Raw genomic sequence first — 12,351 nt, 5'->3', positions numbered from 1 at the left:
CCATGAGCACGACCATCGCACCAGTCGAGTCACGTCCGGCACTGCCGGTCTCTCCGTCTGCGGAGCCCAAGGGAAATATCCTCGTTCGGTGGATCACCTCCACCGACCACAAAGTCATCGGGTACATGTACCTGATCACGTCGTTCATCTACTTCTGCCTCGGCGGCGTCATGGCACTCATCATTCGCGCCCAGCTGTTCGCCCCCGGACTCGACGTCGTGCAGACGAAGGAGCAGTACAACCAGCTGTTCACGATGCACGGCACAATCATGTTGCTGATGTTCGCGACACCGCTGTTCTTCGGATTCGCCAACTTCCTCGTTCCGCTGCAGATCGGCGCTCCCGACGTTGCGTTCCCGCGCCTCAACGCGCTCGCGTACTGGTTCTTCAACTTCGGCAGCCTCATCGCCGTTGCCGGGTTCCTGACCCCGCAGGGTGCTGCGTCCTTCGGATGGTTCGCCTACCAGCCGCTCGCCAGCACGACATTCTCACCGGGAATCGGCGGCAACCTGTGGATGGTCGGGCTGGGCCTGTCGGGCTTCGGTACCATTCTCGGCTCGGTCAACTTCATCACCACAATTATCACCATGCGCGCCCCTGGAATGACGATGTGGCGGATGCCCGTCTTCACTTGGAACACGCTCATCACGGCCCTGCTTGCCTTGATGGTGTTCCCGGTGCTTGCCGCAGCCATGCTCGCTGCCGCATCCGACCGGATCTTCGGCTCGCACATCTACGACTCGGCAAACGGTGGTGCCATACTCTGGCAACACTTGTTCTGGTTCTTTGGACACCCCGAGGTGTACATTATCGCCCTGCCGTTCTTCGGCATCGTGTCCGAAGTCTTTCCGGTGTTCAGCCGCAAGCCGATGTTCGGGTACAAGACGCTGATCTACGCGACCATCTCCATCGCCGCGCTGTCCATCTCGGTCTGGGCGCACCACATGTACGTCACCGGCTCGGTGCTGCTACCGTTCTTCTCGCTCATGACCATGCTCATCGCGGTCCCCACCGGGGTGAAAATCTTCAACTGGATCGGCACCATGTGGCGAGGGTCGCTGACCTTCGAGACGCCCATGATCTGGGCCATCGGCTTTCTCGTCACGTTCACCTTCGGTGGTCTCACCGGCGTGATTCTGGCCTCGCCGCCGCTCGACTTCCACGTATCCGACACCTACTTCGTCGTCGCCCACTTCCACTACGTGGTCTTCGGTACCGTCGTATTCGCCATGTTCAGCGGGTTCTACTTCTGGTGGCCCAAGTGGACCGGCAAGATGCTCAACGAGAGTCTCGGCAAGTGGCACTTCTGGTTGCTGTTCATCGGCTTCCACACCACATTCCTGATCCAGCACTGGCTCGGAGTTATGGGAATGCCGCGTCGGTACGCCACCTACTCGCCAGAGGATGGTTTCACCTGGATGAACCAGGTATCAACCATTGGCGCCATGATCCTCGCCGTGTCCATGATCCCGTTCTTCCTGAACGTGTACATCACGGCCCGCAAGGCGCCCCTGGTCACGGTCAACGACCCGTGGGGCTACGGCTCCTCGCTCGAGTGGGCTACGTCCTGCCCGCCGCCGCGACACAACTTCACCTCCATTCCCCGCATTCGGTCCGAACGCCCGGCCTTCGACCTCAACCACCCCGAAGCTGGCATCCCCGTCGGAATCGGACCCGGCAAGGATGCGCCCGATGCGCCCGTCTACGACATCGACTCGAATCAGGTGAAATAAGTGAAGACCAACGTCAACCTGCTCTGGGTGCTCACCGTCTTCTTCGGAATCGTCACGGTTGTGTACGTCGTCTGGGGCCTGCTCGATCCCTTCCACGGCCAGATTGAGTGGGCCGGAACGTTCATGCTTGGCCTGTCCACGCTGCTCACGGCCTTCGTCGCCTTCTACCTGGACAAGGTGCACGCCGCTCAGGGTGCTGAGCTTCCCGAGGACCGTCTCGATGGGAACGTCGACGACGGGGATCCCGAGATGGGCTTCTTCAGCCCGTGGAGCTGGTGGCCGATCTTCTTGGCCGCCGCCACGGCGCTCGTCTTCCTCGGTCTCGCGGTGGGTTTCTGGGTCTCCTTCATTGGACTCGGCCTGGGTCTGGTCTCCCTGACCGGATGGGTGTACGAGTACTACCGCGGCCTGTTCGCCCGCTAAGCACACAACACCAACCGATACCGATCTGCTGTTGGCAGGTCGGTATCGTCGTTTAACGTTCGGCCACGCCGTGTCAGGGCAGGTGCATGTTTTGGTCAGGCTGTGACTGCGCCGGGCAGTCTCCGGGCCGGGGCGTACCAGCGCAGGTCAATGTCCCGGTCGGGCTGTGTCAGCGCGGGTCCGTGGCGCGGCGCCGAAACCCGAAGATGTCGAATGCGATGGTCACGTCCTGCGCCGAAGCGGGGGCCGGCTCATGACCCGTCGGTGCAGCGTGGTGCGACGACGGTCCCATGCCGATGAGCGAGGCCACCTCGGCCACGCAGAGCGCTACGGTTTGTTCGAGATGCTGGGCACTCTCCAGGGCGAACCAAGCCGCGAGGCTGGCTTCGAGGTGCGCGGCCTTGTCAGCCTGCATCTCCACGGCCAGGCCGGCCCGCCGGAGCTCTCGCAAATGCGTCGGTCGAGGGACCACCACGAGCAGCAGCCCGCCAGGTCGGAGAACGCGATGGAATTCCGCAGCATTGCGGGGCGCGAAAACGTTGAGGATGACATCGACCGACGCGCCCTGCACGGGCAGCGGGGACCAGACATCTGCTACCAGCCCGTCGATGCGGTCATGCGAGCGGATGGTTCGGCTCACCGCAGTGGGGGAGAGGTCCATGCCGAGCGCCCGGACGTCCTCGCCTAGGGGCAATGCCTCGCGCAGATAGTAGCCGGTACCGCAGCCTACGTCCAGAATACGTCGGGGATGCTCGGGGGAAATGACGGTGCGAATGGCGGCCTGGAGCGGCTTGTACCAGCCGGCTGCGAGGAAACTGTCGCGGGCATCGAGCATGGCTGCGCTGTCGCCGATGAACTTGGGCGGGCCGGTGAGGAGGTTGATGAAACCGCGCTTGTTGACGTCAAAGGAATGCCCCGTGCTGCATCCCAATCGGAGTGCGCCCGTCGGAGCGAGGGGCAGAAAGCAGTTCGGGCACCGAAGCCACTCCGATAACGTCTGGAGTGACATCGATGCCCGATCTGTGGTGGTGCCTGAAGAGCGCTACTTATCGGTGATCGCCGACTGGTGTTCCTGGTCGGTGATCGCTGAGGGGTGGTCGCCATGAGCGCGATTCAGCTCGGTCTGCGTGACCGGAGTGATCCGGTCTTCGAAGAACCAGCGGGACAGTCCGGCGCGAACCTTCTCGGCGGGGCCGATCTTGCCCTGGGCGTTGGGCCGAAGCATGAGTGGCTTGAAGTCGCTGTAACTCACCAGCTTCCAGCGCTCGTACTCATCGACCGGCTGGTGCACTTCGACGAACTCGCCGCCGGGCAGTCGAACGATGCGGCCTGACTCGTAGCCGTGCAGTACAATCTCGCGGTCCTTCTTCTGCAACGCGAGGCAGACGCGCTTGGCGATGAAGAAAGCCAGAATCGGTCCCAGCAACGTTGTGGCCTGGAGGGTGTGGATAACACCTTCCATGGTGAGGTGGAAATGCGTGGCCATGATGTCCGACGAGGCCGCCGCCCAGAGTGAGGCGTAGAACGTGACGCCGGCAGCACCGATAGCGGTGCGGGTCGGGGCGTTGCGCGGACGATCCAGTACGTGGTGCTCGCGCTTGTCCCCGGTGATCCAGGCTTCGATGAAGGGGTAGACCATGACGGTGACGATGAATAGTCCGACCACGGCCAGTACGACCACGATGTTGAGCGAGTAGGTGTGGTTCAGCCACACGACCTCCCACCCCGGGGGAATCAGGCGCATGGCGCCGTCAGCGAAACCGATATACCAGTCGGGTTGAGTACCGGCAGACACCGGTGACGGGTCATACGGACCATAATTCCAGATCGGGTTGATCGTGAATAGGGACGCGATCAACATGACGACGCCGAAGACGATGAAGAAGAACCCACCGGCCTTGGCAGCGTACACGGGGAGCACCGGATATCCGACCACATTCTGGTTGGTGTGTCCGGCCGCCGGGTACTGGGTGTGCTTGTGCACGACGACGAAGAGGAGGTGCATCGCGATCAACGCGACGATGATCGCCGGCAGCAACAGGATGTGCAGCGAGTACAGCCGTCCGACTATATCGGTGCCGGGGAATTCGCCGCCGAAGAGCAAGAAGGAGGTCCAGGTTCCGATAACCGGGATGCCCTTGACCAGACCGTCGATGATGCGCAGGCCGTTACCGGAGAGCAGGTCGTCAGGGAGGGAGTAGCCGGTGAATCCTTCAGCCATTGCGAGGATGAATAGGATGAACCCGATGACCCAGTTGAGCTCGCGCGGCTTGCGGAACGCACCGGTGAAGTAGATCCGCAGCATGTGCAGCCCGATGGCGGCGACAAACAGAAGAGCTGCCCAGTGGTGTACCTGGCGCATGAGCAGGCCGCCGCGAATGTCAAACGAAATGTCCATGGTCGACGACATCGCTACCGACATCGGGATGCCCTTGAGCGGCGCGTAGGAACCGTCATAGACGACCTCCGCCATGGAAGCCTGGAAGAAGAAGGTCAGGAAAGACCCGGACAGCAGGATGATAACGAAGCTGTAGAGCGCAACTTCGCCGAGGAGGAAGGACCAGTGGTCAGGGAAGATCTTGCGACCAAGTTCTTTGACCGCGCCAGAGATGCTTGTGCGCTCGTCGATGTAGTTGGCGGCCGTGGCGGTGAAGCCACCGGTCTTCTTCGCCCCGACGGTTTGATCCCCAGCAGATTCGCGGGTGTTTACGGTTGTCATGCTCGCTCCCAGAAACTCGGGCCGACTGGTTCAGTGAAATCGCTCTGCGCGATCAGGTAGCCCTCAGCGTCCACGGCAATCGGGAGCTGGGGTAGTGCCCGCTTCGCCGGTCCGAAGATGACCTTGCAGTGGTTCTCAACGTCGAACTGCGACTGGTGACACGGGCAAAGCAGGTGATGGGTGTGCTGTTCATACAGTGCCACCGGGCATCCTACGTGGGTGCAAATCTTTGAGTACGCCACGATGCCCTGGTAGGACCAGGTCTTGCGTTCCTCTGATTCTACCAGGTCCGCTGGGTCCATACGAATTAGGAGGACGGCTGCCTTGGCCTTTTCTTCCAGGCGACCATGCTCCATCTCGGACAGCCCTTCCGGTATGACGTGGAAGGACGATCCCAACGTGACATCCGAGGCCTTGATCGGTGTGCCGCTCGGGTCCATGGTCAGGCGGACACCCTTTTTCCACATGGTTTCGTTTAGAAGGTCGACGGGGTTCTGGTCCATCGGACCGAGCCCGCGGAACAAGACAACGGCAGGCAGCGGGAAGACGACGAGCGCGCCGATCAGGCTGTTACGAATGAGCGTGCGACGACCGAAGCCGGATTCTTCATTTGCCTGCTGAAATATCTCCACGGCGCGGGCCCGAACGGGTTCGGTTCCGCGAACCGGGTGGCGTTCGTCAACGCCTTCATGATCACTCATGAGGGCCTTGCCCCAGTGCACAGCACCGATACCGATGGCGAGTAACGCGAGGCTGAGCCCAAGACCGATGAACAGGTTGTTCAGGCGTACGGATCCCGGATCTTCCGGGACGATGGGAAAGGCCATGTAGGCGGCGATCGCGAAAACACTACCCACGATGGAAACGTAGAACAACGTGTAGACAGCGCGCTCCGCTTTGCGCTCTTCCTTGTGGTCAAGGTCGGTGATGCGCGGACGATGCGGTGGGAACCCCGGGTTGACCAGGGAATCCCGTGTGACGACGGCGGTGCTTGCGGCGATTGGAGCAAGCGAGTCGCCAGGCGAGTCGGCGGCGGTTACGTCCTCCGCGCCGTTATCGTCCTTGACCATTGTTCTCCTTTGTGGGCTGTGAAAATACTCTGCGCGCTCGTGCTGCGCGGCGTTCGGGTGAAACGGGGGAACTGGTCAAGACCGATTCCCGGTCATCAGTTGGATTTTGCGGTGATCCACACGGTCAGGGCCACGATTGCGCCCAGCCCGAAGATCCAGATGAAGAGGCCCTCAGCCACCGGCCCCAGGGAACCGAGTGCTAAGCCGCCCGGAGACGGGTTGTCCTCGACGTACTTGAGGTAGGTGATGATGTCGCGCTTATCTTCCGGCGTGATGTTCATGTCGTTGAAGACGGGCATGTTCTGCGGGCCGGTGATCATGGCCTCGTAGATGTGCTGCGCCGACACGTTCTCGATCGCGGGGGCGAACTTACCCTCGGTCAGGGCGCCGCCGGCGCCGGCCACGTTGTGGCACATCGCGCAGTTGATGCGGAACAGCTCTGCGCCGTTTGCCGCATCGCCAGCAGCAGCGTCGAGCAATTCAGCCGCCGGAATTGCGGGGCCGGGAGCCAGCGAAGCAACGTAGGCCGCGAGAGCTGCGATTTGCTCAGACGTGAACTGCACCGGCTTCTTCTGTGCCTGCGGGCCCTGCATCTGCATGGGCATCCGTCCGGTGCCGACCTGGAAGTCGACCGACGCTGCGCCGACTCCGATCAGGCTGGGGCCTTCTGTGGAACCCTGGGCGCTCAGTCCATGGCAGGTTGCACAGTTTGCGGCGAAGAGCTTTTCGCCCTCAGCGATGGTCTGCTGGGAGGAAGCATCTGTTGTCGCAACGGCGGTGCTGGTGCTGAAGGCCGCATAGGCACCTCCGGTGAACAGCAGTCCGATGGCGATGAGGGCAACGCTGGCGAGCGGGTGGCGACGTCCGGTTTTACTTGGTCGGTGTGCTCGAGTCTTTTTGATCGTGGTCATGCTGAAGTAGTCCGCTCCCGTTTCTCAGTAAGAACTTCTATTTAAGAACGTAGATGACCAGGAAGAGCCCGATCCAGACGACGTCGACGAAGTGCCAGTAGTACGAAACCACGATGGCGCTGGTGGCTTCCTTGTGTCCGAAGTTCTTGACCGCGAAACCGCGCCCAATAATCAGAAGGAAGGCGATCAGGCCCGCCGTCACGTGAATTCCGTGGAAGCCGGTCGTGATGTAGAAGGCTGAACCGTAGGCGTTGGAGGAGAGTGAGATTCCCTCGGACACCAGCGTGGCGTATTCGAACACCTGGCCGGTGACGAAGATCGCACCGAGGGCATAGGTGAGGAAGAACCACTCGACCATGCCCCACTCGCTCGGCTTCCAGCCGGTTGACCGGGCCTGCAGCCGCTCGGCGGCAAACACCCCGAACTGGCAGGTCACCGACGAAGACACCAACACGAGTGTGTTGATCAACGCAAAGGTGAAATTGTGTTTGTCCGCCTCGAAGAGCCAGAGCTCGGAAGAGGTCGAACGAAGTGTGAAGTAGATGGCGAAGAGCCCCGCGAAGAACATCACTTCGCTGCCCAACCACACAATGGTGCCCACAGCCACGCTGTTAGGCCGGTTCACAACGGGCGCACTCGCCGTCTGAGTAATTGAGGTGCTGGTCACCCCTCTATTATGGCTGATATTCCCCCAAGTTTTTCTCAATCTGCCATGCAAGTGACCTTTTATGCCCGATGGAGTGGTTCTTTTCCCGGGTGGTTTCGTTGTGAATTCGGGCGAGTCGGGCCCGTTCTCCTAAGATCGAAAACATGCTCGAATCCCAGACTTGGCCAAAGATTTTAGATTCCCTCCTGTCCGGTCGGGACCTGAGCGTGGCAGACGCCGCATGGAGCATGGAACGGATCATGCTCGGCGAGGCCAGCCCCTCCCAACTCGGAGCCTTCCTGGTCGCTTTGCGGGCCAAGGGAGAGACCGTCGATGAGATCGTCGGTTTTCGGGATGCCGTGCTGGAGCATGCCATTGAACTCCCCGTCAATCCGATGGCGCTCGACATTGTCGGAACCGGCGGCGACCAGTTCGGCACGGTCAACATTTCGACCATGGCATCGATCGTCTGTGCGGCGGCCGGCGTGCCGGTCGTCAAACACGGAAACCGGGCAGCCAGCTCAGCTTCCGGGTCGTCAGACGTACTCGGTGAACTCGGCATTGACCTGTCGCGAGACGCCGCTCGGGTAGCGCAGGTCTTTGAGGAGACCGGAATTACCTTCGCTTTTGCGGCGGCCTTTCACCCGGGCTTTAGGCACGCAGCCCTCACCCGGAGCGAATTGGGCATCCCCACCGTGTTCAACTACCTCGGCCCCCTGTGCAATCCGGCCAGGCCGGAGGCATCCGCTGTCGGAGTGGCGAACCTGGATCGGGTTCCCCTCTTCGTCGGCGTGTTTCAGACCCGCGGTGCCACGGCCCTTGTCTTTCGCGGTGACGACGGGCTCGACGAGCTGACCACGACCGGGCACAGCCACATTTGGGAGGTCTCCCGCGGCCTCGTAACCGAACATGACATTGACCCGCGTGACCTCGGCATTAAGCGGGCGCAGATCGGCGACCTGGTTGGTGGCTCCCCACGGCACAACGCCGATGTCGTGCATTCCGTGCTGGCCGGCAATCAGGGACCGATTCGGGACATCGTGCTGCTCAACGCCGCAGCCGGACTCGTCGCCTTCGATCTCGCCAACGATCCCGCTCAGGTGCAGGTTGCGATTTTGGATCGTTTTCGCAGCAAGCTGGTCGTGGCCGCCGAAGCGATTGACTCCGGTGCGGCCACGGCCAAATTGTCCGCCTGGGTAGCGGCGACCCGGATCTGACCCCGGCCGCCGTACACTCGGTCGCCCGCTACAACACGTCCTCGTCGACCCAACCGAACGTCTTGGTGACGGCCTTCTTCCAGTTGCGCAGCTGACGGTTGCGTTCCTCGTCGTTCATCTGGGGCGTCCAGCGGCTGTCCTCCTGCCAGTTGGTGCGCAGCTCGTCGAGCCCACTCCAGAACCCAACGGCGAGGCCGGCCGCGTACGCAGCGCCCAGGGCGGTCGTCTCGGCGACGACGGGGCGCACCACGGGAACACCGAGAATATCGGCCTGGAACTGCATGAGGGTGTTGTTGGCGATCATGCCGCCGTCGACCTTGATCTCGGTCAGGGGGACACCGGAGTCGGCATTGACCGCGTCAATCACCTCCCGAGTCTGAAATGCTGTTGCCTCGAGCGCTGCCCGGGCGATGTGCCCTTTATTGACGAACCGGGTCAGGCCGACGAGCGCGCCGCGGGCATTGGCTCGCCAGTAAGGCGCGAACAGGCCGGAGAACGCCGGCACGAAATACGCACCGCCGTTGTCGTCGACCGTTTTGGCGAGATCCTCGATCTCGGCGGCGGAACTGATCATGCCGAGGTTGTCCCGCATCCACTGCACCAGGGAACCCGTGACCGCGATTGAGCCTTCCAGGGCATAGTGCGGTGCTGCATCGCCGAGCTTGTAGCCGAGCGTCGTGAGCAGCCCGTTCTTCGAGTGCACGATCTCGGTGCCGGTATTGAAGATCAGAAAGTTGCCGGTGCCGTAGGTGTTCTTCGCCTCGCCCTGGTCGAAGGCCGCCTGACCAAAGGTTGCGGCTTGCTGGTCGCCGAGGATGCCGGCAACGAGAACTTCCCGCAGCAGGCTCGAGGTGTGGGCTGTTCCGTAGACCTCCGATGAGGAACGAATCGACGGGAGCATCGACCGGGGCACGTCGAAGATGGCGAGGATCTCGTCGTCCCACTGCAGCGTTTCGAGGTCCATGAACAGGGTGCGACTCGCGTTGGTGACGTCGGTCGCGTGCACTCCGCCGTCGACACCGCCGGTGAGATTCCACAGTACCCAGGAGTCGGTGGTGCCGAACAGGAGGTCGCCGGCATCCGCTTTCGCGCGCGCGCCCTCGACGTTTTCGAGGATCCAGACGATCTTGGTGCCGGAAAAATAGGTGGCCAGCGGCAGGCCGACCTTCTGCTTGAAGCGCTCGACACCGCCGTCCGCGGCGAGGCGGTCGACAATGGGCTGGGTGCGGGTGTCCTGCCAGACGATGGCGTTGTACACCGGAATACCGGTGGTCTTGTCCCAGACGACGGCTGTCTCGCGCTGGTTGGTTATGCCGATGGCCTTGATATCGTGGCGGGTCAGATTGGCCTTGGACAGCGCCTGGCCAATAACCTCGCGGGTGTTGTCCCAGATTTCCTTCGGATCGTGCTCGACCCACCCGGCCTGCGGAAGAATCTGCTCGTGCTCCAGCTGCCCGGTCGAGACAATCGATCCGGCCTTGTCGAAGATGATGGCGCGGGAACTGGTGGTTCCCTGGTCGATCGCAAGAATGTAGTCAGTCATGGGTCAGTGTCCTCCTTGAAATTGGTGCGAGACGTGCGGGTGGCGGCACAAACGGGCCGATTCTCACGAAGGGAACCGGCCCGTGTGGGCCGGTTAAGAGACGAGAAGGGGAAGAAGTGCCGTTGCGGTCCAGCCGGCGAGCAGGCCGCCGATGACCGGTCCAACTACCGGAACCCAGGAGTAGGACCAATCAGAGCTGCCCTTGCCCTTGATAGGCAGGATGAAGTGGGCGATACGCGGTCCGAGGTCACGAGCCGGGTTGATGGCGTAGCCGGTGGGCCCGCCGAGTGAGGTGCCGATCACGATGACGAGAATGGCCACGGGAAGGGCTCCGAGCGCTGCGAGACCGCCGGACTCACCCTGACGACCGCCGCCGAAGGCGATGACGACGAAGACCAGCACGAAGGTGCCGATGATTTCGGTGACGAGGTTCCAACCGTACGAGCGGATGGCCGGCCCGGTGGAGAAGACACCGAGCTTGTTGGCCGGTTCGGGCTCGGCGTCGAAGTGCTGTTTGTAGGCCAGCCAGCACGCGACAGCGCCCAGGATGGCGCCGAGCATTTGGGCTCCGATGTAGGCGAGCACGGAGACGACGTTAACGGGAACACCCATGCCGAATTCCGTGGCGCCGTTGGCGACCAGTCCGAGGGTGACGGCGGGGTTCAGGTGCGCCCCCGAACGGTAGGCGACGGTGACACCGGCGAAGACCGCGAAGCCCCAACCGATGGTGACCATGAGAAACCCCCCGCCGAGGCCCTTGTTTTTGGCCAAGGCGACGTTGGCGACGACGCCCGTTCCGAGCAGAACCAGCATTGCGGTGCCCACGACCTCCGAGATCATTACAGCTCCGATATTGTCCACGAGAACCTTTCTGGTCAGGCCGGGGATGCCGAAGCTGCCCCTCTAAAGTGAGCGGATGGCATCAACATAGCGCGCGGTGTCATCGAGGGGAATAGGCTGTTCGAGTTGGCCTCGACCCTTTCCGTGCGTGATCGATGCGTGTAGGTTGATCGTGGGAAAATGCGCTTGGGGCGAAGCGTCCGATCAATCCGTGGCACCACCGAGTGAATGGCTGGTCATGAAGAAGCTCATCAACGATCCGAAGAACGTCGTCAACGAAGCCGTCGCCGGGTTCGAGACGGCGCACGCCGACATCGTGCGGGTCTCGCACGATCCTATTTTCATTGTGCGAGCGGATGCACCTGTGAAGGGCAAGGTCGGAATCGTCAGCGGTGGCGGCAGCGGACACGAACCGTTGCACGGCGGATTCGTCGGTTTCGGAATGCTCGACGCAGCCGTTCCTGGGCCGGTTTTCACGTCCCCAACACCTGACCCGATCCTGGCCGCAACGCAGGCGGTCGACGGCGGAGTGGGGGTGCTGCACATCGTGAAGAACTACACCGGGGACGTGCTGAATTTCGAGACCGCAGCCGATCTCGCATCCGCTGAAGGAATTGAGGTTCGCACGGTCATCATCAATGATGACGTCGCGGTGAAGGACTCGCTCTATACCGCGGGACGCCGCGGTGTGGCCGGAACGGTGCTGGTCGAGAAGATCACCGGGGCCGCTGCTGAACGCGGCGATGACCTGGCTGCTGTCGTTGCCGTGGCCGAAAAGGTCAATTCTCGGGTACGCACGATGGGGGTGGCGTTGACGCCGTGCGTGGTGCCGCACGCCGGCGAGCCGAGCTTCGTGCTCGCTGACGACGAGATCGAGATCGGCATCGGAATCCACGGTGAGCCCGGCCGGGAACGCATCAAGCTCGAGCCGGCCGATGCCATCGTCGACCGCCTGCTCATGCCCATTTTGGAGGACCTGCCGTTGGCCAGCGGCGACCAGGTGCTGCTGTTGGTCAACGGCATGGGCGGCACGCCGCTGGTGGAGCTATACATCGTGTTCCGGCGCGCGGTCGCAGTACTGCACGAGCGGGGCATCACTGTGTCGCGTTGCCTCGTGGGCAACTACACGACGAGCCTCGAAATGGCGGGGGCGTCGATTTCCGTGCTGCAGCTGGATGCAGAGTTGACCGCCCTCTGGGATGCACCGGTGCAGACGGCCGCGCTACGGTGGGGACGATAGAAGGAGGCG

The 12,351-nt window shown here is 62.2% G+C and carries 11 protein-coding genes; 4 read left to right on the top strand and 7 right to left on the bottom strand.

The window, feature by feature from the left end; genetic code table 11:
• The first annotated feature begins 2 nt into the window (after nt 1–2).
• Together ctaD and E3T41_RS04600 are read left to right on the top strand one after the other, a co-directional pair.
• Nucleotides 3–1,733, top strand: a complete 1,731-nt coding sequence (ctaD, locus tag E3T41_RS04605) for a cytochrome c oxidase subunit I (RefSeq protein ID WP_092448624.1) — start codon at nt 3–5, stop codon at nt 1,731–1,733.
• Nucleotides 1,734–2,156, top strand: a complete 423-nt coding sequence (locus E3T41_RS04600) for a cytochrome c oxidase subunit 4 (protein WP_092448623.1) — start codon at nt 1,734–1,736, stop codon at nt 2,154–2,156.
• A gap of 169 nt (nt 2,157–2,325) precedes the next feature.
• Here E3T41_RS04600 and E3T41_RS04595 read toward each other — a convergent pair whose 3' ends face one another.
• From E3T41_RS04595 to E3T41_RS04575, 5 genes are all read right to left on the bottom strand, one after another.
• Nucleotides 2,326–3,165, bottom strand: coding sequence for a methyltransferase domain-containing protein (locus tag E3T41_RS04595; protein ID WP_092448622.1), 840 nt, complete (start codon nt 3,163–3,165; stop codon nt 2,326–2,328).
• A gap of 33 nt (nt 3,166–3,198) precedes the next feature.
• Nucleotides 3,199–4,875: a ubiquinol-cytochrome c reductase cytochrome b subunit gene (locus tag E3T41_RS04590; RefSeq protein ID WP_092448621.1), complete on the bottom strand. Its 1,677-nt coding sequence runs from the start codon at nt 4,873–4,875 to the stop codon at nt 3,199–3,201.
• Nucleotides 4,872–5,945, bottom strand: a complete 1,074-nt coding sequence (locus E3T41_RS04585) for a ubiquinol-cytochrome c reductase iron-sulfur subunit (RefSeq protein WP_092448620.1) — start codon at nt 5,943–5,945, stop codon at nt 4,872–4,874. Before E3T41_RS04585 ends, E3T41_RS04590 begins: the two co-directional genes overlap by 4 nt.
• A 95-nt stretch (nt 5,946–6,040) precedes the next feature.
• A complete protein-coding gene (locus E3T41_RS04580; RefSeq protein WP_092448619.1) occupies nt 6,041–6,856 on the bottom strand; it encodes a cytochrome c in 816 nt (271 codons plus the stop codon).
• A gap of 37 nt (nt 6,857–6,893) precedes the next feature.
• The gene (locus E3T41_RS04575) at nt 6,894–7,523 is read right to left on the bottom strand and encodes a heme-copper oxidase subunit III (protein WP_241978832.1); all 630 of its coding nucleotides are present in this window, start codon (nt 7,521–7,523) and stop codon (nt 6,894–6,896) included.
• 143 nt (nt 7,524–7,666) lie between these two features.
• Here E3T41_RS04575 and trpD point away from each other — a divergent pair, with 143 nt between their 5' ends.
• A complete protein-coding gene (gene trpD, locus E3T41_RS04570; RefSeq protein WP_092448618.1) occupies nt 7,667–8,719 on the top strand; it encodes an anthranilate phosphoribosyltransferase in 1,053 nt (350 codons plus the stop codon).
• Nucleotides 8,720–8,747: 28 nt separating this feature from the next.
• Here trpD and glpK read toward each other — a convergent pair whose 3' ends face one another.
• Both glpK and E3T41_RS04560 read right to left on the bottom strand, forming a co-directional pair.
• Entirely contained in the window at nt 8,748–10,262 is a 1,515-nt protein-coding gene (glpK, locus tag E3T41_RS04565) for a glycerol kinase GlpK (RefSeq protein WP_134477492.1), read from the bottom strand.
• Between the two features lie 93 nt (nt 10,263–10,355).
• The gene (locus tag E3T41_RS04560; protein WP_092448616.1) at nt 10,356–11,102 is read right to left on the bottom strand and encodes an MIP/aquaporin family protein; all 747 of its coding nucleotides are present in this window, start codon (nt 11,100–11,102) and stop codon (nt 10,356–10,358) included.
• A 238-nt stretch (nt 11,103–11,340) separates the two neighbouring features.
• Between E3T41_RS04560 and dhaK the strand changes: the two genes are divergently transcribed.
• On the top strand, nt 11,341–12,342 hold the full coding sequence (gene dhaK, locus E3T41_RS04555; RefSeq protein ID WP_092448615.1) for a dihydroxyacetone kinase subunit DhaK: 1,002 nt from the start codon (nt 11,341–11,343) through the stop codon (nt 12,340–12,342).
• Nucleotides 12,343–12,351 lie beyond the last annotated feature (9 nt).

Origin of the sequence: Cryobacterium sp. Hh38, from assembly GCF_004403235.1 — a bacterium.
Taxonomy (GTDB): Bacteria; Actinomycetota; Actinomycetes; order Actinomycetales; family Microbacteriaceae; genus Cryobacterium; species Cryobacterium levicorallinum.
The sequence above is the reverse complement of the archived record's forward strand: the minus strand, read 5'-3'. Positions and strand labels throughout refer to the sequence as shown.

What these genes read in the sequence shown, in the direction of transcription:
- E3T41_RS04560 (WP_092448616.1), bottom strand. Translation starts at nt 11,102, where the DNA reads ATGATCTCGGAGGTCGTGGGCACCGCAATGCTGGTTCTGCTCGGAACG.
- E3T41_RS04590 (WP_092448621.1), bottom strand. Translation starts at nt 4,875, where the DNA reads ATGACAACCGTAAACACCCGCGAATCTGCTGGGGATCAAACCGTCGGG.
- E3T41_RS04595 (WP_092448622.1), bottom strand. Translation starts at nt 3,165, where the DNA reads ATGTCACTCCAGACGTTATCGGAGTGGCTTCGGTGCCCGAACTGCTTT.
- glpK (WP_134477492.1), bottom strand. Translation starts at nt 10,262, where the DNA reads ATGACTGACTACATTCTTGCGATCGACCAGGGAACCACCAGTTCCCGC.
- trpD (WP_092448618.1), top strand. Translation starts at nt 7,667, where the DNA reads ATGCTCGAATCCCAGACTTGGCCAAAGATTTTAGATTCCCTCCTGTCC.
- E3T41_RS04580 (WP_092448619.1), bottom strand. Translation starts at nt 6,856, where the DNA reads ATGACCACGATCAAAAAGACTCGAGCACACCGACCAAGTAAAACCGGA.
- E3T41_RS04585 (WP_092448620.1), bottom strand. Translation starts at nt 5,945, where the DNA reads ATGGTCAAGGACGATAACGGCGCGGAGGACGTAACCGCCGCCGACTCG.
- dhaK (WP_092448615.1), top strand. Translation starts at nt 11,341, where the DNA reads ATGAAGAAGCTCATCAACGATCCGAAGAACGTCGTCAACGAAGCCGTC.
- ctaD (WP_092448624.1), top strand. Translation starts at nt 3, where the DNA reads ATGAGCACGACCATCGCACCAGTCGAGTCACGTCCGGCACTGCCGGTC.